Raw genomic sequence first — 23,853 nt, 5'->3', positions numbered from 1 at the left:
TTTTACTCATGGAGCCTCCGGTGCTTGAAATCCGTCACCTCAAGACCCTGCACGCCTTGCGCGAAGCCGACAGCCTGGTGGACGCAGCCGATCGCCTGCACCTGACCCAGTCGGCCCTGTCTCACCAGTTCAAGGAGCTGGAAGAGCGCATGGGCATGCCGTTGTTCGTGCGCAAGACCAAACCGGTGCGCTTCACCAGCGCCGGTTTGCGCCTGCTGCAATTGGCCGACGCCACCTTGCCATTGCTGCGCGCCGCCGAACGCGACATCAGTCGCCTGGCCGGGGGCACTGCCGGGCGCCTGCACATGGCCATCGAATGCCACAGTTGCTTCCAGTGGCTGATGCCAACCATCGACCAGTTCCGCGATGCCTGGCCGGAAGTCGAGCTGGACCTGGCCTCGGGCTTCTCCTTCGCCCCGCTGCCGGCCCTGGCCCGTGGCGACCTGGACCTGGTGGTGACCTCCGACCCGCTGGATCTGGCCGGGATCACCTATGTACCGCTGTTCACTTATGAAGCGATGCTCGCGGTGGCCAACCAGCACCGCCTGGCCGGCAAGGCCTATATCGTCCCCGAAGACTTGCTCCCGGAAACCCTGATCACCTACCCGGTGGAACGGGACCGGCTGGACATCTTCACCCGCTTCCTAGAACCCGCCGACATCGAACCGGCCCAGGTCCGCACCTCGGAACTGACGGTGATGATGATGCAACTGGTGGCCAGCGGTCGTGGCGTGTGCGGCATGCCCCATTGGGCGCTGCATGAATACAGTTCGCGGGGTTATGTGAAAGCCAAGCGGCTGGGTGAGAAGGGTTTGTTCGCCACGCTGTATGCGGCGATCCGCGCCGACATGCTCGATGCACCGTACATGCGCGACTTCTTGCTGACGGCCAAGGACACGTCGTTTTCGACGCTGGACGGCGTTAGTGCGGTTCGCTGAAATGCAATCAAATGTGGGAGCGGGCTTGCTCGCGAAAGCGGTGTATCAGCCAACATCATTGTTGAATGCAAGACCGTATTCGCGAGCAAGCCCGCTCCCACAAGGGATCTTGGTGATCCTTAGAGCTCGCGCCACATGTGGATCTTGTCGAAGTAATCCTCCCCCACACGCACGGCCATCGGTTCCAGGCCGAACTGGACGAAACCGCAGCGCCGGTAGAGGTTGAACGCGGCATCGTTGCCGGCGGTGACGGTCAACTGGATCAGGCGCAAACCTGCATGGTGCTGCGCCTCGGCCAATGCCGCCTGAACCAGTTCATAGCCGAGCCCACGCTGGCGGACCCCGGGGGTCACGTACATGCCAAACAGCGTCACCTTGTGCCGGGCCTTCTCCCGAGACTCGAAGGCAAGGCCGACAATGCCGGCCAACCGGCCGTCCTCGAACGCCCCGAGCACCACGTCCAGCTTGCTCGTCAGACGCGACTCCCACCAACCCAGCGGCATCGCCGCCCGCTCACGCACACTCGAGGTAAAGGCTTGCGGGTGCAGGTCGAAGGCTTCGAGCATCAGTGCCCGGTAGTCCAGGGCATGGCTGGCGTCCAGTCGCTCGATCCACATCCTCAGGCCATCCGTTTTTGCTCAAGCATCAGCCGCAGCGCCAGCCCCGACAATACGAAGCCCATGAAATAGCGCTGCATCGCCAGCCAGGTCGGATTGTTGACGAACCACGAGGCGATACCTGCGGCAAACATGGCGATCAGCAGGTTGACGCAGAAGCTGACGCTGATCTGGGTCAGGCCGAGGATGATGCTCTGGCTGAACACCGAACCGTGCTCCGGCGTGATGAACTGCGGAAACACCGACAGATAGAACACCGCGATTTTCGGGTTCAGGGCACTGGTCAGAAAGCCCATGGTGATCAGCTTGCGCGACGAATCCGGGGGCAACTGCTGGGCCTCGAACGGCGAGCGCGCACCGGGTTTGACCGCCTGCCAGGCCAGCCACAACAGGTACAGCGCACCGGCCCACTTCAACACCTCATAGGCCATCGGCACCGCCAGGAACACCGCGGTCAGACCGGCGGCCGCAGCAAACAGGTGCACGAAAAAACCCGCGACCACGCCGAGCAAGGAGATCACCCCGGCCTTGCGCCCCTGGCAGATCGAACGGGAGATCAGGTAGATCATGTTCGGCCCCGGGGTCAGTACCATCAGCAACGCGGCAGCAGCAAAAATCAGCAGGTCTTGGAGCGGGATCATGGGCGAGGTCCTTTGCGTGATGATCAGGCGATCGCAGTCAGCGATGCCCGATAAAACGGCAGGATCCGGTCCCTTGTCAATGGCGCCAGACAGACACCGCCGTCGGTCACCGGGTCGATCCAGATCACCTCTTCGATCTCCGCCGCCGGGGTGACCTCTGAATCAATCTTCAGCTGAAACAGCTCGGCGTGTACGACAAAACCCGGCTCGTTGGCCGCCGGTGCCGAAAAGTGACCGAGGTAAACGGCCTGCGCCGGGTCGATATCCAGACCCAGTTCTTCCTCCAGCTCCCGGGCCAGGGCATGAACCGGCAATTCATGGGGTTCGATCTTGCCACCGGGCTGCATGAACGCCGTGGTACCGCGCTTGCGCACCAGCAACGTGCGACCGTCAGGACCGATCAGCAGGGCTGCGGCGATGCGGATGGTCCGGGAGGCAGGTATGGAAAACGTCGTCATAAACAAAAGGCCTTTGACTCAAAAGCGCTAAGGATCACATGTCCGCCCTGTAGGAGCGAGCTTGCTCGCGATGGTCGTGAACGAAAACGCGTAGAACCAGTTGCCCATCGGCGCCCTCAGGTTTATCGCGAGCAAGCTCGCTCCTACAGTTTCCTTTACGTGGCTTCCTGGAAATCCATCTCCGGCGGCTGCCGACGGAAACCGCCGGTCAAGACCGCCAGGTACAACACGCCGATCGCCAGCCAGCTCAACCCCAGATAAACCGCCAGGTGATCGAGGCTGACCATCAACCACAAATCCGCTGCCAGGCCGATGAACGGGAAAGCACGGCCCAACCGGCGATGAACCCGAGTTTCGGGCTAATGGCCTTGCGCACATAGCTATAGGCCGAGCCGGCCACCGGGAAGGCCGAGGCCATGCGGCCGTAGCTCATTGCGGTGAAGAACATCGCCACCAACGCCGCGAGGTACGCGGCCGGTACCATGCCGACGGTAGATTGAGCGAGGATGCCAAAGGTGCCGATCACAATGATCGGCGTCATGCAGGCGATGCCAAAAAGCACCACCGCCCCCAGTGACAGGGTGCGTTGCAAACGAGCCATGAGCGACTACTCCGAATTTTATTGGATTTATGGCAGAGCCGAGTTCGGCGCAAATTACGGGTGTTGCGTTGTTGTTCTTCGATGAATGATCAAGCAGGCATGTCGTTTGGGAGGGCCTCTTCGCGAGCAAGCCCGCTCCCACATTGGTTTTGTGAATGCCCGAGATCAAATGTGGGAGCGGGCTTGCTCGCGAAGGGGCCGGCACCAGCCACACAGAATCTGGATCAGCCCTTGGGAATCAGCAGCTCGAGCAATCCAGTTGCATGCTCGACCACCTCCCCCGGCAACTTCAGCCGCTGATCATCCAGATACCGATAATCCTGACGCGCCGCCGTCAACTGACTCAGGTCCAGTTCAACGGCAAACTGCCCTTCCTCGCGTCCGGCCTCGAACAGCAGCGTGCCCAGCGGATCGACCAGCGCACTGCCACCGGCAAACAACAAACCGCCATCACCCTCTTCCACCCGGTTGACCATCAGCGCAAACGCCTGGTTTTCCTGGGCGCGGGCCATGATGGCGGTGCGGTGGGTCGGGCCGTAGGGGTCCATGTTGCCGTTGGTGACGATCAACAACTCGGCGCCCAGTTGCGCCAGGGCGCGGGCGCTTTCGGGGAATTCGATGTCGTAGCAAATCAGCAGGCCCACGCGTACGCCGTTCCACAGGCAAGTGGCGTAGCGATCACCCGCCTCGTACACACCGCGATCCGAGGCCCACAAGTGCGTCTTGCGGTATTTCAGCGCGATGCCTTCAGGGGTGATCAGCAGCGTGGTGTTGTAGAAGCGGCCGTTGTCGATTTCGGCCATGCCGATGGCCACGGCGATTTTGCGCTGGCGGGCGGCGTCTAGCACCGCACTGACGGACGGACCGTCCACTGGTTCGGCGACATCGGCCACGGACTCCGCCGAAGGGAAGCCCATCAAATGGCCTTCAGGGAACATGATCAGCTGCGTGTCGGCTGCGCACGCGGCGATGGCCGCCAGGGTGCGTTCGAGGTTGTAGGCTTTATCGTTGTCACGGCCTGCCAATTGGGCGAGTTCGACCTTCATGGGTATTCCTTGTTGTGGCCCGGGCGGCAGAAAGATTGCCCGGTCGGTGTCTGTGCGCCAGTATGCGCAGCAAGCAACCGGGCGGGGAATCACGCCGCTGGGGTAACACGATAGGGGTAGATGCATGACACTCTCGTTGGACGACATCGCCTGGCACCGCTCGGTGGGGCAACTGATCGACGCCCTGGACAAGCCCAATTTCTGGACCCAACTGGTGCGTTTGCTGGATCAGTACGTGCCCTTCGACAGCTGGGTGGCCCTGCTTTTCAGCGCCGATCAGCGCCCGCAGGTGTTCGCCGAATGCCCCGGCGAGGACGGCAGCACCGACCCGTTGTTCCAGGATTACCTGCGCGGCCTGTACCTGCTCGACCCCTTCTACATCGCCTGCCTCGAGCAGTCGCGCACCGGGCTGTATCGACTGTCGGAAGTGGCCCCGGAGCACTTCGAGCTGACCGAGTATTACCAGCGCTACTTTCGTCTGAATGTGGTGGCCGACGAAATCCAGTTCAATTGCCAGCTCGAAGGCGACCGCACGCTGTGCCTGTCCCTGGGCAGCACGCAGCGTTTCAGCGGCCAGCAGATCGCCTTGTTGTCGTTGATCCAGCCATGGGTGCTCGGCCTGTTGCGCCAGCGTCTACCCTATGAAATCAACGAAGCGGCGGCCCTCGCTCCCGCACCGCCGCAAGCCGACTGGCGGGTGCAACTGGAGGCCTCGGTGCAGCAGCTCAAGGGTGCGCAGTTGACCGCCCGGGAGCTGGATGTCGGGCGTTTGATGCTCAGCGGTTGCTCCAGTAAAGAAATCGCCCGTAAGCTGGAAATCTCTGTCGAAACCGTGAAAGTCCACAAGAAACACATGTACAGCAAGCTGGGGATCAAGTCCCAGTCCGAGCTGTTTTCGATTTTTCTCCAGGCACAAAATGCCTGACAACCCATTGGGGGGCTTTGCTTTTATGTGGGAGCGGGCTTGCCCGCGAAGAGGCCATCACATTCAACATTGATAGTGGCCGACACAGCGTCTTCGCGGGCAAGCCCGCTCCCACAGTGTTTTGTGTTTAGCCAAATTTATTGAGTCCGAACCCAAGGAAACCGTATGAGCCTGTCACTCCTGAGCCGCTACGCCTTCTTTGCCGTCTGCGTGATCTTCACCCTCGCCAGCCTGCCCTTTCTTGACTATGACTGGCTCTGGCCGATCACCGCCGTCACTGGCGTCCTCAGCCTGATCGGCCTGTTCGATCTGCTGCAGAGTCCCCACGCGGTGCGCCGCAATTACCCGATCCTGGGCAATATCCGCTACCTGGTCGAAGGCATCCGCCCGGAAATCCGCCAGTACCTGCTCGAATCCGACAGCGAAGCCCTGCCCTTCTCCCGGGCCCAGCGCTCGCTGGTTTATTCCCGGGCCAAGAACGAAACCGCCGACAAACCCTTCGGCACCCTGATTGACGTGTACCAATCGGGTTTCGAGTTCATCGGCCATTCCATGCGCCCGGCGCCGTTGAGCGACCCGAGCAGTTTCCGCGTCACCGTCGGCGGCCCGCAGTGCACCCAACCGTATTCGGCGTCGGTGTTCAACATTTCAGCCATGAGTTTCGGCTCTCTCAGCGCCAACGCCATCCGCGCGTTGAACCAGGGCGCCAAGCTGGGCAATTTCGCCCATGACACCGGCGAAGGCAGCATTAGCCCCTATCATCGGGAACACGGCGGTGACCTGACATGGGAGCTGGGCAGCGGTTACTTCGGCTGCCGCACCAGCGACGGTTGTTTCGACCCGGAACGCTTCGCCGCGCAAGCCCGCACGCCACAGGTGCGGATGATCGAAATCAAGATGAGCCAGGGCGCCAAGCCCGGTCACGGCGGCATCCTGCCCAAGCACAAGGTCACCAGGGAAATCGCCGAAACCCGCGGCATCCTGATGGGCGAGGATTGCGTGTCACCCTCGCGCCACACGGCATTTTCGACACCGATCGAAATGATGCATTTCATCGCACAACTGCGTGAGTTGTCCGGCGGTAAACCGGTGGGTTTCAAGTTCTGCCTCGGCCATCCGTGGGAGTTCATGGGCATTGCCAAGGCCATGCTGGAGACGGGCATCCTCCCGGACTTCATCGTGGTCGATGGCAAGGAAGGCGGCACCGGCGCCGCGCCCGTGGAGTTCACCGACCACATCGGCGTGCCGATGCGCGAGGGCTTGCTGTTCGTGCACAACACCCTGGTGGGCCTGAACCTGCGGGACAAGATCAAACTCGGCGCCAGCGGCAAGATCGTCAGCGCCTTCGACATCGCCAGCGTGCTGGCCATCGGTGCCGACTGGGCCAACTCGGCGCGCGGCTTCATGTTCGCCATCGGTTGCATCCAGTCGCAGAGCTGCCACACCAACAAATGCCCGACCGGCGTCGCCACCCAGGACACCCTGCGCCAACGCGCGCTGGTGGTGCCGGACAAGGCCCAGCGCGTATTCAACTTCCACCGCAACACCCTCAAGGCCCTGGCGGAAATGCTCGCCGCCGCCGGCCTCGAACATCCGTCGCAGTTGTCGGCCAAGCATCTGGTGCGACGCATGTCGGCGACCGAGATCAAGCTGTTCTCGCAGCTGCACGTGTTCCTCAAGCCGGGGGAATTGCTGACCGGCGAAGTGAACGGCGAGTTCTACTCGCGGATGTGGCAGATGGCCCGGGCCGACAGTTTCGAGCCCAACGATGTAGCCGCCGCCTGACCCACGCTGCAGGAGCGGTCGCAGGCTGCGATCTTTTGATCTTCGCCCGTCACCAACGCAGCGATTTGCTCAAGGCCGGCTCCTTCATCACGATAAAACCGTAATCGCCAATCAGGTAAATCCGGTAGAACTGGCTGTCCACCAGCGCCGGATAGCCCTGATAGCCAACCCGCGTCGCGTTGCGGCGCTCGCGCTCCGCCACCACATTGGTGATGCCCGCTTTCGGCAGATTCTCGGCCAGCATGTAAAAATCGGTATTGAGCAGGTAGTGCAGCACCGGCATCTGCTTGAACGTGCCTGCCGCCGCCACCAACCAATAGTCGGAGTAAGTCACCGAGAGGTAGATCCGCCTGGCCTCGCGCAGCGACTGATGGCTGGCGATGTCGTACGCAAGGCTGGCCAGTGCCGTGGACGCAAAGGTTTTCTGCAGCGTCAGCACCCGGCCATAGGCGAACGACAAAGACAGCATCGCCAGCAGCGCAATGATCAACAACAGTGGCAGTCGCTCATGAATCGACGCCAGCGCCAGATGGCTCAAATAGCACAGCAACACCAGCAGCACGGCGAACCCCATCAAGGTGCGGGCACCCTCATTGAAATCGCGGAAAAACAGCGCGACACCGGACACCAGCAGCGTCACCACCGGCACTGTCAGCAAGCACATCAAACCGATCAACAGTTTCTTCGGCCCGTCGTCCTGACGCGCCGCTACGTTCAGTCCCAACCGCACCGCCCCGGCTATCGCGAGCAACAGCAACCCGCCGAACACCCAGAGCCATCCGCCATGGAACAGCAGCACGACTTTTTCCAGGACCCGGGCCATGTTGATCTGGATCTGCAATAAAGGATGCGCCGTCCAGTCCAGCAGCAACGTGCGCTTGGAATCCATGAATAGATAAGCGCTGACGCTGTAGATCAACCCGCCGAGGATGACCTGGGCGGCTTTCCAGCCCAGCAGGTCGCGCCATGGCACCGGGGCGGTTTTATCGTTGGCGGCCCTGAGCAATTCCAGGCAACACAGGCCCAGGAACACATTCAGGCTGATCTGATACAACCCCAGCGCCAGTGCAATCAGGAACGAGGGCACCAGCCATTGCACGCTGCGCCACGGATGACGAAAGGTGATCGCGTAGATCACCGCCACCAGGCTCAAGGTCGTGGTGGGACCGTCGTATTGATAGGACAGGTTCTGCAGGAAGAACGGGTTGTACCAGAGCGGCAACAGCACCAGACAGCAAGCGACGGTCGGCTGGCGAAAATAATGGAAGGTCAGGCTGGTCAGCGCGGCCGCCATGGCCAGCGTGGCGATCAACAGGGGCAAGGGAAAGATGTTCGGCGCGGCATGGCTGAAAGTCAGCGCGTTGTAGAACAGTTGGGCGAAGAGTCGGCCCTGTTCGGACCAGGCCATGCCCGCCGCCAGCGAGCGCCAGTTGTCATCGATGTAGGGATAATCCGCGAGGATCAACGGCAGGACATACACCAGGGTGGCGAGCAGAAAAAACCGCCAGACCTCATGCTGGCTGAGCTCGCGAACGAAAAAGTCGCTGAACCGGCCCATGCTAGTGCCCGCCCCGGTCTTTACCGCCGACGATGTCCTTGATCACATAACGCGGCCGGTGCTTGGCCTCGATATAGATGCGACCGATGTACTCGCCGAGGATGCCGATGCCGATCAGTTGCACGCCGCCGAGAAACAGGATCGCGGTCATCAGCGACGGGTACCCGGGGACGTTGTTGCCGAAGAAAATCTTGTCCAGCACCATGTACACCGCGTAAAACACCGCGAAAATCGAGATGCCGCCACCGACATAGGTCCACAAGCGCAGCGGCACGGTGCTGAACGAGGTCACGCCTTCCAGGGCCAGGTTCCACAGCTTCCAGCCATTGAACTTGCTGTTCCCCGCTACCCGCCCGGCCCGCTCGTACTCCACCACCACGGAGTTGAACCCGGCCCACGACAACACGCCTTTCATGAACAACTGATGCTCGGGCAGGGAACGGATCACGTCGACCACCTTGCGATCCATCAGCCGGAAATCTCCGACGTTTTCCTCGATTCGGGTGTAGGCGATGCGATTGAGCACGTGGTAGAAAATCGACGCGCTGTGGCGCCTGAGGTAACCGTCGACGTCCCGATTGCGGCGCTTGGCGAGCACCACATCGGCGCCCTTCTGCCATTGCTCGACCAACAACGGGATGACGCTGATCGGGTCCTGCAGGTCGACATCCATGGGAATCACGGCATCGCCGCTGGCGTGCTCCAGGCCGGCAAACAGGGCCGGTTCCTTGCCGAAGTTGCGCGAAAAATTGATCAGCAGCACCTGCTCATCGGCCTCGGCCAGTGCTGTGGCCTGTTCGGCCGTGCGGTCGGAACTGCCGTCGTTGATGAAGACGATTTCAACCTCGGTGTCGCCCAGTTTCAACTCTCGGCGCACGGCCTGATAAAACAGGTTGATTGACTGCTCCTCGTTGAATACCGGGACGATGAGCGAAATTTTCATTGATCACGCCCGCGAAACACCACGTATTTGGAATACAGGAAACCGAACACCAGGCTCAACGCTGAAAACAGGGCCACGGTGAGCAGGCCATGCAGGCGCCACACATCACCCAGGTGACCGATGCCCAGGCTCAGTGTCCCCATGCCCAGAAGAAACAGCAGATAACCGCCGATCGTGGCACTGGCGGCGAAGGTAAATTGCGCGTTCATGTAGAACGAAAATGACGCAGCCACGCAGAAGGCTGCCAGGTTGCTGAGTGCCTGACTGAGGCCGGCCGCCACGCTCAGTAGAAAAAAGACCTGCCAGTGAATCAGGGTGTTGGCGACCCCGATCACCGTGTAGCTGGACAGCCCTTTCCACAACAGTCTCATGTGAGGCTCCCGTTTCAAGAACGTTGTACTTATGAGTATTTGAGCCTGTCTGCTGTCAGAAATCGCAGATTGGCGGACCTTTCAGACCAGCGGTTGAGCCTTGGAGCAACGTCCGAGACATCCGGTAATATCCCGGTTTTGCAATTCACTGCGAATCACGCCACCCTGCGCGCCGCCGACTTGGCTCGCGGCCCTTTGCGCCCGCAGCCAATCCCATTTTCACTCGCTGATACGAGCCTGCTGTCATGACGTTAGCGCGCGATCACCGGATCGACTTTTTTCGTGGCCTGGCACTGATCTTCATCTTTTGGGATCACGTGCCCCACAACCCTTTGGGGCAAATCACCCTGCGTAACTTCGGTTTCAGCGATGCGGCCGAGGTTTTCGTGTTTCTGGCAGGTTTTGCGGCGGTGCTGGCGTACGGCAAAGTCCTGGCGCGCGAAGGCTTTCTGATCGCCTGCGTGAAGATCCTGCGCCGGGCGTGGGTGCTCTACGTGGTGCATATCTTCCTGCTGGCGATGCTGATGGGCATTGTGTTTTTCGCCAACAGTCACGTGGAAACACGGGATCTGGTGGAGGAAATGGGCATGCATCATTTCATCAGCAACCCACAGCAGGCCCTGATCGATGAACTGCTGTTGCGCTTCAAGCCGAACCTGATGGACCCGTTGCCACTGTACATCGTGCTGCTGGCCGGACTGCCCCTGGTGCTGCCGATACTGGTGCGCAAGGCCTGGGTGGTGGTCGCGATGTCAGTGGCGCTGTACCTGATGGTGCCACTGGCGGGCTGGAACCTGGCGGCCATCAAGGACGGCGTGTGGTATTTCAACCCGGTCGCCTGGCAATTGCTGTTCGTGCTCGGCGGCGCCGCTGCGATCCACAGCCAGCGCCCGCGCCTGCCCGAAACCCGCCCATTGGTACGCCAGCCCTTGTTTGTGAGTGCGGCGCTGTATGTCGTGGTCGCGGGTGTGTTGACCGTCCTGTGGCGTTGGCCGGACCTGCACGATGCCGTGGTGCCGGCGAGCCTGCAAAACTTCTTCTACCCCATCAGCAAGACCAACCTGTCCCCCGTGCGCCTGCTGCACTTCCTCGCACTGGCCTACGTCACGGCGAAACTGATTCCCGACAGCGGATGGACGCAAAACTGGCTGGCGCAGCAAAGCTGCCGCATGGGCCGTTTCTCGCTGGAGATTTTCTGCCTGGGCGTGCTGCTGGCGCCCTTGGCGGACATGGTCAATGCCCTGACCGACGATGCGTTTGCCATGCAGATTTTCACGGCGCTGGTGGGCGCCGGGCTGATGGCGTTGCTGGCGATGTGGCTTGAGTTCAACAAGCGTTTGAATCAGACAATCAAAAAAGCCCCGGTCAAATGGACCGGGGCACATTCACGAAACCGAACGCACCGCCCCCTGCGACACATTAGTCGGTTGCAGCTTGAACACGTAGAACAGCACCGTCAGCAGCACCAGGAACGCGGGCCCCACATACAACGCCACGCGGGTATCCGGGAAGTACGCCATCAGGCCGACCACCAGCACCAGGAACGCCAGAGCCAGGTACGAACTGACCGGGTAAAGCCACATGCGATATTTCAGGCCGGCCGCTTCGCTGGCGCTCAGCCCTTTACGGAACTTGAGCTGGGCCAGCAGGATCATCACCCAGGTCCAGATCGCGCCGAAGGTGGCAATGGCCGTCACCCAGACAAACACTTTTTCCGGCACCAGATAGTTCAGCAACACGCCCAACAGCAAGGCGCCAATCGACAGCAGCAATGCACGACGCGGCACGCCGTTGTTCGAGGTCTTGGCAAAGCCGGCCGGGGCCTGGCCGTTCTGCGCCAGGCTGTAGAGCATGCGCCCGGTACTGAAGATGCCACCGTTGCAGGACGACAGCGCCGCCGTGATCACCACGAAGTTGATGATGCCGGCGGCGGTCTTGATACCCAGGCGCTCGAAGGTCATCACGAACGGGCTGCCCTGGGTGCCGATTTCATTCCACGGGTAGATCGACAGGATCACGAACAACGCGCCGACGTAGAACAGCAGAATCCGCCAGAACACCGAGCCGATGGCGTTCGGAATGGTCTTTTGCGGGTTCTTCGCCTCACCGGCGGTCAGGCCGATCATCTCCACGCCCAGATAGGCAAACATCACCATTTGCAGGGACATCAACACGCCTTGCACGCCGTTGGGCATGAAGCCGCCATGGGTCCACAGGTTGGAAATCCCCAGGGCCACACCGTCGTTGCCGAAACCGAAAGCAATGATGCCGATGCCGCCGAACACCATCGCAATGATGGTGACGATCTTGATCAAGGCAAACCAGAACTCGAACTCACCAAAAGCCTTGACCGCGATCAGGTTGATCGAGCCCATGCTGATCAACGCAGCGAGCGCCCAGATCCAGCGCGGTACATCGGGAAACCAGATCCCCATGTATACCGCCACGGCCGTGATTTCCGCGACGCAGGTCACCAGCCACAGGAACCAGTAGTTCCAGCCGGTCAGGAAACCCGCCAACGGGCCCAGATAGTCTTGGGCGTAACGGCTGAACGAGCCGGCAACCGGGTTGTGCACGGCCATCTCGCCGAGGGCGCGCATGATCACCAGGATCGCCAGACCGCCGATGATGTAGGACAGCATGATGGCCGGGCCGGCCATTTCGATGGCCTTGGCCGAGCCCAGGAACAGGCCGACGCCGATACAGGCACCGAGTGCCATCAGGCGAATATGCCGCTCGCCGAGTTCACGTTTGAGCGGACCGCCCTGAGCGGTCTCGCCTTGGGGCAGGTGATTGCCTACGGGCATTGGGTACAACCTCGTCTTGTTATTGGATATGACCACCGAGTGGCGAAGCGCAGGCCGATAAGCCATCGCTTCCCGAACCGGCCCTGCCTCGTGGGCAACGCCGTCCTGTAGGAAAAACCCGCAAGTTCAGTGGGAAAAGCGGCGCCGAGTATTGCACAACAATGGTGCATCGTCATGCCCCTGCCAAAGCCGTATTTACCCCTTCGACATGTCTAAATCAGCTATTTCAGACAACCACCCCTTTCCAGCCACAGCAGTACCTGTGGCGAGGGGGCTTGCCCCCGTTCGGCTGCGAAGCAGTCGCAAAACAGGAAAACGCGGTGTACCAGACAATCACCAGTCGCAGGTTTTAGCGCCGCTTCGCAGCGCAACGGGGGCAAGCCCCCTCGCCACAAGTGCTTCAATTAGCCTGATTATTGGTGCGTCCGTGCATCATTTTGCCCTTCACATTTTTTTCACCCTCGCCAACCACCGTCTAAGCTTGAGTCAAGTCCGATCAATCTGCGTGAATGGATCAGTCGACTATGGGCGCTTTGTGGCAAACCGATTCGAGTAAAACCGTGGTCCCGACTGATAGTGTGGATGAAGCGCCTATACCTGAAAAACCCCGTCGTTCCAGACACGGGTGGGGAGCGTTCTGGCTATTGCTGTTGATTATCGCGATTGTCGTGGGGCTGGCCGCCATGAGGGAGATGCGCACCTCGAAGTTCCAGGCCCAGGAAGTCAGCAAATATGCCGCGTCACTGAACTATGAGCTCAAACCCGGCCCCAGCGATGCGATTCGCTATCCAGGCGATGGCCCGTTCGATCGGCGCCTGGGCTACAGCTCTATGGATGAGTTCCTGCCGCGCCTGATCAAGCGCAACTTCGTCGTTGAGGCGCAATCCCGCTTTTCTCCAGAGCTGTTGAAGTACACCGACAAAGGTCTGTTCGTGCCTTATGCCGAGAAAATCCAGGCCGGGCTGTCGATCACCGATTGCCGCGCAGCGCCGCTGTACCAGTACAACTACCCGCAACAACTTTACTCAACCTTTGCCTCGATCCCGCCGGTGGTGGTCAACAGCCTGCTGTTCATCGAGAACCGCTTCCTGCTCGATCCCAGGCAGCCGCTGGCCAACCCGGCGGTGGACTGGCCGCGGTTCGGCATGGCGGCGTGGTCCCAGTTGGCCAAGATGTTGCACGTGCCCGGCCAGTCCGCCGGTGGCAGTACCCTGGCCACGCAACTGGAGAAGTACCGGCACTCCCCCGATGGTTTGACGGTCAACGGCGCGGAAAAAATTCGCCAGATGATTTCTGCCACCGTACGCGCCTATCAGGCCGGGCCACAAACCCTGGAAGCGCGGCAGAACGTGGTTCGCGACTACCTCAACAGCGTGCCGTTGTCAGCCGTACCGGGCCACGGTGAAGTGCATGGCATGGCTGAGGGTTTGCGTGTGTGGTACGGCTCCGATTTCGAAAGCGCCAACAAGGTGCTGAACAGCCCGGCAACGGATCCAAAGACCATGGCGGAAAAAGGCCTGGTCTTGCGTGAAGTGCTGTCATTGATGATTGCGCAGCGCCGCCCGTCGCATTACCTGACCAAGGGCCATGATGAACTGGCCGACCTCACCGACAGCCATATTCGCCTGCTGGCGCAAAACCATGTGATCGACGCCGAGTTCGCCGCCGCCGCCCTGGCCAGCAAAGTGACCTACCGCGACTGGGCCACCCAGCCGACCATGCAACCGATCGAAACCAACAAGGGCATCAGCGTGGCGCGCAGCCGTCTGGCCGGCATGCTCAATCGCCCTTTGTATGACCTCGACCGCCTTGACCTCTCCGCCACCAGCACCCTGCAAGGCGAGTTGCAATCCGAGGCCACCGAGTACCTGAAAAAGCTCGCAGACCCTGAATTTGCCACGCAAATCGGCCTGATCGGCGAGCGCCTCCTGACCACCACCAGCACCACCCAGGTGCGCTACAGCTTCACCTTGTTCGAACTGACACCGGACGGCTCGCGGGTTCGGGTACAGACCGACAGCACCGACCAGCCCTTCGACATCAATGAAGGCAGCAAACTGGAACTGGGCTCCACCGCGAAAATGCGCGTGCTGACCACCTACCTGCAAATCATCGCCGAGTTGCACGACAAATACGCCGGCATGGCCGTTGCGGAACTGAAGAAGGTCGAGGTGCCGGATCAGGACCGCCTGAGCCGTTGGGCGGTTGATTACCTGGTTGAAAACAAGGACCGCGACCTGAAAAAAATGCTCGGCGCAGCCCTGGACCGCAAATATTCCGCCAGCCCCGGCGAGGCGTTTTTCACCGGGGGCGGCCTGCATGTGTTCAACAACTTCCGCAAGGAAGACAACGGCCGGATACCGACCCTGCGCGACGCCCTGCGCGAGTCGATCAACCTGCCGTTCATTCGCCTGATGCGTGACCTGGTGCGCTACACCACCTACTCCGGCCCCAACAGCAGTGCCGAACTGCTCAAGGACGACCGCGACCCGCGGCGCCAGGAATACCTGGCCGAGTTCGCCGACCGCGAGGGCACGTCTTTCCTGCTCAAGTTCTGGAAGAAGTACAGGAACAAGAACACCCAGGAACGGCTCGAAACCTTCCTGGACGGCATGCGCCCGACGCCGATCCGCATGGCCGCCGTACATCGCTACCTGCTGCCACAGGCCAGCCAGGAAAGCTTCAACGCCTTCGTGCGCTCGCACCTGACGGGGGCCAAGCTCACGGAAAAACTCACTGACGAACGCCTCGTGCGGCTCTACGAAGCCTACGGTCCCGGCGCCTACGACTTGCCGGACCAGGGCTTCATCGCCAAGGTTCACCCATTGGACCTGTGGATGATGGGCTACTTGCTCAATCACCCCGACGCCAAGTGGGCCGACGTCGTCAAAGCCAGCCAGTTCGAGCGCCAGGAAGTCTACAGCTGGCTGTTCAAAAGCAGGCACAAAGGCGCCCGTGACAGTCGCATCCGCACCATGCTGGAGATCGAGGCATTCCTCGACATTCACCAGCGCTGGCAGCAAGTCGGTTATCCGTTCGACCACCTGGTGCCGTCGCTGGCCACCGCCATCGGCAGCTCCGGTGACCGCCCGGCAGCCCTGGCCGAATTGATCGGCACCATCCTCAACGATGGCGTGCGCATGCCGACCCTGCGTATCGACAGCCTGCATTTCGCCGCGCATACACCCTATGAAACCCAACTGGTCAATGACCCCGACGTCGGCAAACGGGTGATGCCATCCGAAGTCGCCACGGCCATGCGCGAAGCCCTTTCGCAAGTGGTCGATGCCGGTACGGCCAAACGCGTGTCCGGCAGTTTCAAACTCGCCGACGGCAGCCCGCTGGCGATGGGCGGCAAGACCGGCACCGGTGACAACCGCATCGAAGCCGTCGGTTCGGGCGGGCGGATCCTGAGTTCCAAATCGCTCAACCGCACGGCCACGTTCGTGTTCTACATCGGCGATCACCATTTCGGCACGCTGACAGCTTTCGTGCCGGGCCGCTCGGCGGAGAACTTCACCTTCACCTCGGCGTTGCCGGTGCAGGTGCTCAAAGGCATGGCGCCGATCCTGACGCCGTACCTGCAACCGGGCACCCACACGATGTGTCAGCCAAAGGCAGCAACCGAGACAACCGCTCGCCGCTAGGCATGGATCGGCAGATGCGCCCGCGTGGCTGTAACTATGTATTTTTCACTCCTGATTTTTACCGGGTTCGGGGCGCAATCGACGTCGTTACGAACCGGTTTTTGCGCTTTTTTTGGGGCTGCCGCCTGCCTAGCCTGATCGCTCCATCCATGATCAAAGGACGATCAGGCAATGCCCCACCCACATCGAATTTCAGACCCGGATCAAAGCATCCACTTCGACCTGGTCAGGAAGGCCATCCCCTCCTGGCTATCAGAGGCTTCACTCCCCCGTATCAACGCACTGAAAACTGACCGGGTAAGCATTCCCGACTGGCAGGCTGACGCCGCAAAAGCGTTACAGGAGCGGTTGAAACAGAGCATCAAGCTCGGCTGGAACGCGCAAAACGATGTCGATAGAGTGTTCAGCAAACTGCAGGATGTCTACGCCTTCGCCAAACCCTTGTTGCAACAGGCACTGAAAGAACGTTTCGGCGTTGAAGATGACGTCGAAGAAACCTGGTTGCGGCTGTATGCACCGGCAGAAACGTCATGGTGGGTGCATGACTTTTCCGGCGGAACCACCAGCCGCACCGTCTCGCTGCTGGATGCCGCCCTGCACAATTTTTCCCGTGACGAGGCGTTCACCCAAGCCTCCGAATTCATCACCCGCCCCGACGCCCGCGGGCATTTCAGCGTGGTACAGCTCAAGCACAAGCTGAGTATCGAGCAGTTCAAGTCGCTGTGCCGCGAGCTGGATATCGGCAGCCGTTACCAACAACACCTGAGAGATTTTCTGCTGCCGCATAACCGGGTGGCCAGCAACGTCCTGCGCCACAAAGTCAGCCTCAGCCACAAGACCGCGCTCAACATCGCGGCGAACATGGCGCTGATGAAAAACGACATCGGGCAGGATGCCTTTGACCTGGTGCAGGGACTGCTCGATGACCGCAAGAACCTGCGCTGGAGGGGCCGCTCCGTCGACTGCTACAACCTGTCGATGATGGACATTCACCTGACCGGCATCGTGCTGATCACCCCTGATGCCAACACCGCGACCGATTCCGTGCCCGTGATCGCCTATGTTCCCCATGACCCGCAGCACCCGCTCAAGCAGTACCCGTCGTCGCTCGAATTCATGGCCGAACTGACACGCCAACTGCGCGATGCCGACGCCCCCGGCAGCTACCAAAAATTCTTCAGCCAGTTCGTGCCTCATCAGCAGCGCGGGCATTTTTTTGCCGGGTTGAACAACCGACTGAGCAAGGTCAAATGGCAACCGGCCCCGGCTGGTTCCAACTTGCCGAGCTGGCGGGATACGCCGGTGGATAACCCCAACCTGCAATTTCACCTGTCGAGCGTCAGGAACGATCGGGACACTGTTTTCAACGGCGACCTGTGGGGCTACTTCCACCGACAAAAAATCAACAAGGTACTCAACGACGCATGGGACATCGCGATTTCCACCGAGTACGCCGACCGCATGGCCCGCTGGGCCTGGTGGGACAACCTGGAAAAAATGCTCTCGGACATTCTCAATGCCGCGTTGCTGGTGGCGACGCCACTGGTGCCCGGCATGGGCGAATTGATGCTGGCCTACACCGCGTATCAACTGACCGATGAGGTGGTCGAGGGCCTCGTCGATCTGGCCGAAGGCCGCGTCGCCGAGGCTGGCGAACAAGCCATCGGCGTGCTGCAAAGCGTTGTGCAACTGGGTGCGTTCGCCGCGGGAGGCGCGATCGGCAACGTCGCAAGGGCGAAACTCTCGCCGTTTTTCGAAAGCTTGAAACCGGTGCAGTTGGCAAACGGTGAGACTCGCCTGTGGAACCCTGACCTCAGCCCCTATCAACGAACCGACGTGGATTTACCCACGGACGCCCGGCCTGATGGACAGGGTCTTCACCAGCATCAGGGCCGGCGCATCCTGCCCCTGAACGATCAACACTTCGAAGTGCTGGAAGATCCGGTCACCGGACAACAGCGCATCCGCCATCCGCAGCGTTTCGATGCCTACGCACCGACCTTGCGCCACAATGGTCACGGGGCCTGGGTCTGCGAAACGGAAAACCCGCGCGAGTGGGAAGGCTCGACATTGATGCGGCGACTTGGTCACAGCGTCGATGGTTTCAACAATGAACAACTGGAACAAATTCGCCAGATCAGCGGTACCCATGAAGCCGCACTGCGGCGGATGCACATGGACAGCTCGGCACCACCGCCATTGCTGACCGATACCCTGCAACGCCTGGGCTCACCCGTGCCTGCCAGCACCCCGCTACCCGCCGACAGCGTTGCGCTGTTCAGCGAATTCCCCGACCTGCCCGACACGGTGGCGCAAGGCATTCTCGCCAACGCCAGCGCCGCGGAACGCCAACAGATCGAGCAGAAAAAGCGCCTGCCGCTGCGCCTGAAAAGCCAGGCGCGAGAACTGCAATTCGAGACGCAATCGTTGCGCGCCGCCCACGGTCTGTACGATGACGCGTTGATCAACATCGACACAGAACGCCTGGTGCTGGGCACCTTGCGCATCAACAGCGACACCTTCGGTGAGCTGCGCATCGAGATCAGGGAAGGCACATTCGACGGTGAACTGCGCTGCAGCGCCGGGCCCGAGAGCGCAGCGCGGGTCCGGGTGTTGATTCATGATGACGCGGGAAAATATGAGGTGCGTGACGGGTCGAATCAGCCAATCCATGCAGCGCAGGGCTTTTTCGAAGCCTTGCTGCAGGCGACCCAGCACAATGGGCAAAACGCGCTGGGCTTCAAGCCGGGGGACGCCGAACGCCTCAGGCAGTGGGCCATTGTCAAGATCGAGCCTCTCGGCGAACGTCGAACGATACTCGCCGCACCGCCCATCCGCGCCGTGCCCGAGCATCAGACACTGCTGCTGGTGCGGGGCCCATTCACCAGCCGGGCCGGCGAAACCCTGCACGAGCGAATCCTGGACCTGCACGAGGATTTCAGCGACCGTGAAGTCGACGCCTTCGCCAATGCCCTGATCGCCCAAGGCGAGCCGATGCAAGCCATCGAGCAGCGGGAAGACGATTTCGACGAACTGCGCGTGATCCTCAATCGTTGGGCATACCAGCAGGAAACCACCTGGGGACCGGGCAGCACGGCTTTTCGTGATGAAGGCGGCCAACATATCGCCGAATGCCTGCTCAAGAGCTTCGAGCGAAAGCACAGGGACATCGGCAACCGTAGCGACCCGGACAGTTACGCGCTGGATCTCTCCACCGAGATGCAGCCCCTGAACCTGGATACCTGGTGGTCAAAGCGCCCCCCGGAGCTGCAAAAGTTCCTCGACAAGATCACGGTTCTGAAACTCGCCAACACACGTTTTTCCAGTGAGCCGAACGGCTTGCTCAAAGCGTTCCCGAACCTTCGCGAACTCAGCGCCAGGCGTTGCGACCTGACCAGTCTTCCACACAGCATCGGTTCCCTGCACCGACTGGAACGCCTGCAGCTGAGCGATAACGCGATCGTGTTGGATGCCGCTGCCGTCAAACAACTCAAAGACCTGACCTACCTGGAAATCCTCAGGCTCGACAGTAATCCACTGGGGTTGTCACCAGACATCAGCCGCATGCCGAGGCTGAAAGTCGTGGCCCTGAACAAAACCGGGCTGACCACATGGCCCGAGGGCACGCTGGCGAAAACCAGACCACGCGGTTTCTTGCTGGACCTGCGGGAAAACCCCCTCGACTTGATTCCCGAAGTTGTCCCCGGCTCGGCAAAAGCCTGGGTGATCGCGCGTACCCTGCTGGATGTCGCGGATCTGTCGGAGCTGAATCAGTTGCAATACCAGCAAATCCGACGCTCAGTGAATTTGCCGCCGACGCCCCTCGAGGCATCCACCAGTCTGATAAATGTGGTCATCCACGCCACCGACCCGAACAACTGGACCGATGTGCCCGGCTGGGGAGTGGAGCGGACGGCAAACTGGCTTGAGCTGACCGACGACCCTCAGGCCCATCGGTTCCTGACCGTGGTGCACGAAACGAAAAACTCTGCCGATTATCTCGTCGGCGGTGAACCCCGCAGGCAACTGATGCAACGCGTGGTACGCATGCTCGATGCCGTCTACATCGACACCGCACTGCGGGAAAAGCTCTACACCATGGCCATCGCCCCGGTCGATTGCGCCGATGCAGGGGCGCAGTTGTTCAACAACATGGGCATACAGGTGCTCGCATCCGAGGCTTACTCCTACTCCACGGACTCTGCGGAGCTGGAACGCAAACTGGTCACCCTGGCCCAAGGTGCCGCGCGGCTGGAGCACGTCAACGAGATCGCCCGCGCCGATGTCGCCAGTCGTGGCGGCAACCCGGACGATGTCGAGGTCTATCTGGCCTATCAGACGGGTCTGGCGGATCGCTTGCAGCTGCCCTGGCAATCAAAAGGCATGCTGTACAGGCCAGTATCCGGTGTCACCGACGCCATGATCGATCAGGCGTACGACACGGTGCTGGCGCTGGGCGAAGGTGATGGCCTTGTCAATAAAATGCTTGAGCAGGCATTCTGGGAAACCTGGCTGGGTGAAACTTACCCGATTCAAATCGAGGCGAATAAACGGGAGTATCTGAACAAATACGAGTTGCTGGAGACCCTGCGATCCACCCAGCGCGAATGGGTCGAATCCACGCAATTGACGGATGTGGAACGAGCGGCACTGCGCAACAGGCTTGAAGATCTGGCCAACAAGTTGCCGGTCGCCGAGACGGTTGTCTTCGCCGATGAACCGATAAGCGAAGCGAACTTCGACCGGTTCCTCGTCGATCTGTGGGACGCCGAAAAAGAACTGTCCAGGCGTTTGACGCGCGCGGCGTTGAGCAGGGCCGGGTTGTAATAGCGGCGGCATCGTGAGGCAAACCTGACGGCATTCGTTGCGGTCAGGTTTGCCGCAACCACGTCAGATATCCGAATCCCAGATCACCGTGACATTGCCGGAATAGCGGCTGGCCACGCCCGGCTGCAGCATGAACTCCATCTGGTTTTGTGCAATTTCGAAATGCAGAGTCCCGGGAGCCCGATCAACATAGAAACCAGGTTGAAACTGTTGCGAATTGGCTTGCCCGGTTCGCAGTCGCTGACGCCTGACCGGTTGCCCGGACAGGTCCGTCAGGCCATTTGGCAGACTGACGCTGACTTGAAGCTCGACCGATCGCCTGGAGACGGGATCATTCAACATGCATTCGTAGGGAAAGCCGCCGAACTGACATTCCATCTGCATCTTGAAGCGCGATGAGGCCGAGATATTGAAGGTCTGGTCGCGAAACAGGCTCACTGGCCGGCGGCCTGCCTGCAGCCAGCTCTGCCAGCCACCCACCGGTACCAGTTGGACCTTGTTGCCGCCCGGTGGAATATCGACTTTCAAGGTGTGCTGCACGTCCAGTACAAAACTCAAGGTCAAATCACTGTCGGTTGGCAGCATCACATCACCCATGTCGAAGTCCCCGCCGGGACCGATACGATAGCTCAGGTCACCGGTGTAAAGCCCCGATGACATGCCAAGAGGATTTGGCGTTCGCAACTCGTAGGCGAAATCCAGGTACTCATAGGACATTACCGGTATCAGGAATTTAGCTGTTTTGACACAAGCCGCTTCAACCGGAGTTTTCCAGAAAAAACGAAACGCATGATCTGTATAGAACCCGACACCGCTGTACAGGCAGGGAGGTGACGCGTTGACCCAGGCACCTGCCACGCCCCCCGACCACAAGCGTTGGTGTCCTTGCGCCGCACTCGGTGCGCCTGTCAGATTCGCGGCCGTATCGCTAAGGGCGTATCGGGAACCGATGCCGGCAATGCGCACCTCGACTTTTTCAGATTCCTGCGTAGCCACGTTGGTCACCGTCAACGTCCGCCACTGCGCAGGTACTTTGAACATGGCGCTATTACGCGACACATCATCAGGTTGCATCGCTCTGATCGATTCGAAGCGCATGGGCAACCGGATGCTGAACATCTCGTTGTCCCGGCATTCACTGGGTGCATCCGCGCAGTAGCCACTGGACGGTGTTTTATTGATGAACTTGTTGCTTTGCGGATTGGCTGAGTCGGGCGTGAACAATGCCCTTATTTCCTGATTCACCGCCTCGGCCGAAGTCGGCACAAACAACACCAGCAAGCACAGCCATCCCGGCAGACAAGTATTGAGATTCATGAAAGCTCTCTCCGATATTACAGCGAATGGCCGGGTTCAAGGCGCTGCGGCACTGAAGACCAGATTCACATTGCCGTAGTAGCGGCCCGGCTTGTAACCGCCCGCGGGCACCTTCGGCTGGATCTGCAGGGCAAAGCGCTTGCCCGCGACAGCCTGCTCGCGCGAGAGCACTTCAAGGGGTTGCGGGTCGTGGCTCAACGTCTTGCCGTTGAAGCTGACGAGCAGGTAGATGTTCTGCTCATCGCGGCCGTTGGACAGATAGGGTTCGCTCTCCAGCCGCGCGTGGATGGCGCTGGTGTCATGCTTGACGTCGAAATTCTTGCGCAGCCCCTCCAGCGACCGGGTGTGGATGTTCCACGGAAAAACTTGCTCGCGATGAATCCAGTCCGACTCGGCCGGTATCACGTAGAAACCCAAGGTCGGGATATCCACCGACACTTCGAATCGGTGCTCTTCGCGGGCGGCGAATGCCAGGGAACTCATCAGTGCCGCGACGCCTGTCGACAGGGCGATGGCTGAAAGCTTGATCATTTCAGGTACCTGTTACGTCCAAAAAAGCAGCGGGCAATGACGGCCACGCGTGTGTACCGGCGGTTACTGGCTGGCAATGCGCAAGGCCTTTTTCGATGCGCCCTCGACCAGGTTGAAGCGGTATTCCCGTCCCGGCTTCTTGTCGAATGCGAACTCTTTTCCCGCACGAATGTGGTGCTTGGTGGTGGGCTCGCACTCGTTTTCCTGCTTGATCGAGCAGTTGCGGAATTCGTCGACGACCACCGACGTGTTGCCGTTGTTGCGAATGCGATAAGTACTGGCGCCGTTGTCGATCTGGCTGTCGTACCGGCTGTTGTTCGGCCTGACGAAGAACACCGTGCCGAAGCCGGTCATGACGTTGACACCGGCCGAAAGGTTCTTTTTGTAGTCCTCGCGCTCGTCGCTGGACACCGCGAATTCGTCTTCCTTTTCCGGCACCACCGGGATGAAGCGCACGCGGAAATAGCGCTCGGTATCGCGCGCGCCCATGAACAACAGACGCGTGCCCTGCATGCCGTTGGCCGGAACGATCAGGCGTGCGGGGCTGGCCATCAGCCCGTCGCGCGATGTCGCGCCAGGGTCGCTTTTGACCGGTACTTCAGTGGCGTTGCCATCGGCGTCGTAGACGATTTCCAGAATGTTGACCTTGACGAAGGCCGTGCTGTCACCGCTGTTGAACACGCGCTTGAGGTAGGTGCTTTTGTCGCCATCCAGATAGTCGTACACCGTTCCGACGTTGATTTGCGGCCCGGCTTGAAGGCCCAGGGAAAATCCGCTCAAACCGATCAATAAAAACACACGCTTCATAACTTTTAGTCCTTGGTCATTGAACACACTGCCG

At 60.4% G+C, this 23,853-nt stretch carries 17 protein-coding genes and 2 pseudogenes; 6 read left to right on the top strand and 13 right to left on the bottom strand.

Features of this window, described 5'->3' with window-relative positions; translation table 11 throughout:
* Positions 1-20: 20 nt before the first annotated feature.
* Positions 21-938 carry a transcriptional regulator MetR gene (gene metR / locus KSS91_RS05945; protein WP_015093694.1) on the top strand — a complete coding sequence of 306 codons (918 nt, stop codon included), beginning with the start codon at positions 21-23 and terminating at the stop codon, positions 936-938.
* 119 nt (positions 939-1,057) lie between these two features.
* On the opposite strand, the gene KSS91_RS05940 is transcribed toward metR, so the two are convergent.
* The 6 genes and pseudogenes from KSS91_RS05940 to KSS91_RS05920 form a co-directional block, all read right to left on the bottom strand.
* Positions 1,058-1,555 carry a GNAT family N-acetyltransferase gene (locus KSS91_RS05940; protein WP_217837330.1) on the bottom strand — a complete coding sequence of 166 codons (498 nt, stop codon included), beginning with the start codon at positions 1,553-1,555 and terminating at the stop codon, positions 1,058-1,060.
* Positions 1,556-1,557: 2 nt separating this feature from the next.
* Positions 1,558-2,196 carry a LysE family translocator gene (locus KSS91_RS05935; protein WP_015093692.1) on the bottom strand — a complete coding sequence of 213 codons (639 nt, stop codon included), beginning with the start codon at positions 2,194-2,196 and terminating at the stop codon, positions 1,558-1,560.
* A gap of 23 nt (positions 2,197-2,219) precedes the next feature.
* Positions 2,220-2,654, bottom strand: a complete 435-nt coding sequence (locus tag KSS91_RS05930) for an NUDIX hydrolase (RefSeq protein ID WP_217837329.1) — start codon at positions 2,652-2,654, stop codon at positions 2,220-2,222.
* A gap of 155 nt (positions 2,655-2,809) precedes the next feature.
* A complete protein-coding gene (locus KSS91_RS28725) occupies positions 2,810-2,941 on the bottom strand; it encodes a hypothetical protein (RefSeq protein WP_256589444.1) in 132 nt (43 codons plus the stop codon).
* 35 nt (positions 2,942-2,976) lie between these two features.
* Positions 2,977-3,255: pseudogene (locus KSS91_RS05925) on the bottom strand (amino acid permease); the annotation flags it as partial.
* A gap of 224 nt (positions 3,256-3,479) precedes the next feature.
* Positions 3,480-4,301 (bottom strand): carbon-nitrogen hydrolase family protein, encoded by an 822-nt coding sequence (locus KSS91_RS05920; RefSeq protein ID WP_217837328.1) that lies wholly within the window; start codon positions 4,299-4,301, stop codon positions 3,480-3,482.
* A gap of 124 nt (positions 4,302-4,425) precedes the next feature.
* Here KSS91_RS05920 and KSS91_RS05915 point away from each other — a divergent pair, with 124 nt between their 5' ends.
* Positions 4,426-5,226 carry a helix-turn-helix transcriptional regulator gene (locus KSS91_RS05915; RefSeq protein WP_217837327.1) on the top strand — a complete coding sequence of 267 codons (801 nt, stop codon included), beginning with the start codon at positions 4,426-4,428 and terminating at the stop codon, positions 5,224-5,226.
* Between the two features lie 165 nt (positions 5,227-5,391).
* Entirely contained in the window at positions 5,392-7,011 is a 1,620-nt protein-coding gene (locus KSS91_RS05910) for an FMN-binding glutamate synthase family protein (RefSeq protein WP_217837326.1), read from the top strand.
* 49 nt (positions 7,012-7,060) lie between these two features.
* Here the strand turns inward: KSS91_RS05910 and KSS91_RS05905 are convergent, their stop codons facing one another.
* Genes KSS91_RS05905 through KSS91_RS05895 form a run of 3 tightly spaced genes read right to left on the bottom strand, consistent with a single transcriptional unit; the run spans position 7,061 to position 9,883 of the window.
* Entirely contained in the window at positions 7,061-8,569 is a 1,509-nt protein-coding gene (locus KSS91_RS05905; protein ID WP_217837325.1) for a glucosyltransferase domain-containing protein, read from the bottom strand.
* Between the two features lies 1 nt (position 8,570).
* Positions 8,571-9,512 carry a glycosyltransferase family 2 protein gene (locus KSS91_RS05900; protein ID WP_015093685.1) on the bottom strand — a complete coding sequence of 314 codons (942 nt, stop codon included), beginning with the start codon at positions 9,510-9,512 and terminating at the stop codon, positions 8,571-8,573.
* Positions 9,509-9,883: a GtrA family protein gene (locus KSS91_RS05895; protein WP_217837324.1), complete on the bottom strand. Its 375-nt coding sequence runs from the start codon at positions 9,881-9,883 to the stop codon at positions 9,509-9,511. The genes KSS91_RS05900 and KSS91_RS05895 overlap by 4 nt, the downstream gene beginning before the upstream one ends.
* A 245-nt stretch (positions 9,884-10,128) precedes the next feature.
* Here KSS91_RS05895 and KSS91_RS05890 point away from each other — a divergent pair.
* Positions 10,129-11,247 (top strand): annotated as a pseudogene (locus KSS91_RS05890) (OpgC family protein); the annotation flags it as partial.
* 21 nt (positions 11,248-11,268) lie between these two features.
* On the opposite strand, the gene KSS91_RS05885 reads toward KSS91_RS05890, so the two are convergent.
* A complete protein-coding gene (locus KSS91_RS05885; RefSeq protein WP_217837323.1) occupies positions 11,269-12,690 on the bottom strand; it encodes an amino acid permease in 1,422 nt (473 codons plus the stop codon).
* A 524-nt stretch (positions 12,691-13,214) separates the two neighbouring features.
* Here KSS91_RS05885 and KSS91_RS05880 point away from each other — a divergent pair.
* Positions 13,215-16,337 carry a transglycosylase domain-containing protein gene (locus tag KSS91_RS05880; protein ID WP_217837322.1) on the top strand — a complete coding sequence of 1,041 codons (3,123 nt, stop codon included), beginning with the start codon at positions 13,215-13,217 and terminating at the stop codon, positions 16,335-16,337.
* Between the two features lie 171 nt (positions 16,338-16,508).
* Positions 16,509-21,164, top strand: a complete 4,656-nt coding sequence (locus KSS91_RS05875; protein ID WP_217837321.1) for a dermonecrotic toxin domain-containing protein — start codon at positions 16,509-16,511, stop codon at positions 21,162-21,164.
* Positions 21,165-21,227: 63 nt separating this feature from the next.
* On the opposite strand, the gene KSS91_RS05870 is transcribed toward KSS91_RS05875, so the two are convergent.
* The 3 genes from KSS91_RS05870 to KSS91_RS05860 form a co-directional block, all read right to left on the bottom strand.
* Positions 21,228-22,481 carry a hypothetical protein gene (locus KSS91_RS05870; RefSeq protein WP_217837320.1) on the bottom strand — a complete coding sequence of 418 codons (1,254 nt, stop codon included), beginning with the start codon at positions 22,479-22,481 and terminating at the stop codon, positions 21,228-21,230.
* Positions 22,482-22,517: 36 nt separating this feature from the next.
* Positions 22,518-23,012 (bottom strand): CS1 type fimbrial major subunit, encoded by a 495-nt coding sequence (locus KSS91_RS05865; RefSeq protein WP_217837319.1) that lies wholly within the window; start codon positions 23,010-23,012, stop codon positions 22,518-22,520.
* Between the two features lie 63 nt (positions 23,013-23,075).
* On the bottom strand, positions 23,076-23,819 hold the full coding sequence (locus KSS91_RS05860) for a molecular chaperone (RefSeq protein ID WP_217837318.1): 744 nt from the start codon (positions 23,817-23,819) through the stop codon (positions 23,076-23,078).
* Between the last annotated feature and the right edge of the window lie 34 nt (positions 23,820-23,853).

The organism is Pseudomonas azerbaijanorientalis (assembly GCF_019139795.1).
GTDB classification, from domain to species: Bacteria; Pseudomonadota; Gammaproteobacteria; order Pseudomonadales; family Pseudomonadaceae; genus Aquipseudomonas; species Aquipseudomonas laurylsulfatiphila.
Note: the sequence above shows the minus strand (reverse complement) of the source record. Positions and strands in the feature narration are given on the sequence as shown.

Bases quoted from the DNA above. Each gene is read 5' to 3' on its own strand.
- KSS91_RS05920 (WP_217837328.1), bottom strand. From the start codon at position 4,301: ATGAAGGTCGAACTCGCCCAATTGGCAGGCCGTGACAACGATAAAGCC.
- KSS91_RS05875 (WP_217837321.1), top strand. From the start codon at position 16,509: ATGCCCCACCCACATCGAATTTCAGACCCGGATCAAAGCATCCACTTC.
- KSS91_RS05910 (WP_217837326.1), top strand. From the start codon at position 5,392: ATGAGCCTGTCACTCCTGAGCCGCTACGCCTTCTTTGCCGTCTGCGTG.
- KSS91_RS05865 (WP_217837319.1), bottom strand. From the start codon at position 23,012: ATGATCAAGCTTTCAGCCATCGCCCTGTCGACAGGCGTCGCGGCACTG.
- KSS91_RS05905 (WP_217837325.1), bottom strand. From the start codon at position 8,569: ATGGGCCGGTTCAGCGACTTTTTCGTTCGCGAGCTCAGCCAGCATGAG.
- KSS91_RS05940 (WP_217837330.1), bottom strand. From the start codon at position 1,555: ATGTGGATCGAGCGACTGGACGCCAGCCATGCCCTGGACTACCGGGCA.
- KSS91_RS05870 (WP_217837320.1), bottom strand. From the start codon at position 22,481: ATGAATCTCAATACTTGTCTGCCGGGATGGCTGTGCTTGCTGGTGTTG.
- KSS91_RS05885 (WP_217837323.1), bottom strand. From the start codon at position 12,690: ATGCCCGTAGGCAATCACCTGCCCCAAGGCGAGACCGCTCAGGGCGGT.
- KSS91_RS05860 (WP_217837318.1), bottom strand. From the start codon at position 23,819: ATGAAGCGTGTGTTTTTATTGATCGGTTTGAGCGGATTTTCCCTGGGC.
- KSS91_RS28725 (WP_256589444.1), bottom strand. From the start codon at position 2,941: ATGGTCAGCCTCGATCACCTGGCGGTTTATCTGGGGTTGAGCTGGCTG.
- KSS91_RS05915 (WP_217837327.1), top strand. From the start codon at position 4,426: ATGACACTCTCGTTGGACGACATCGCCTGGCACCGCTCGGTGGGGCAA.
- KSS91_RS05895 (WP_217837324.1), bottom strand. From the start codon at position 9,883: ATGAGACTGTTGTGGAAAGGGCTGTCCAGCTACACGGTGATCGGGGTC.
- KSS91_RS05880 (WP_217837322.1), top strand. From the start codon at position 13,215: ATGGGCGCTTTGTGGCAAACCGATTCGAGTAAAACCGTGGTCCCGACT.
- KSS91_RS05935 (WP_015093692.1), bottom strand. From the start codon at position 2,196: ATGATCCCGCTCCAAGACCTGCTGATTTTTGCTGCTGCCGCGTTGCTG.
- KSS91_RS05900 (WP_015093685.1), bottom strand. From the start codon at position 9,512: ATGAAAATTTCGCTCATCGTCCCGGTATTCAACGAGGAGCAGTCAATC.
- KSS91_RS05930 (WP_217837329.1), bottom strand. From the start codon at position 2,654: ATGACGACGTTTTCCATACCTGCCTCCCGGACCATCCGCATCGCCGCA.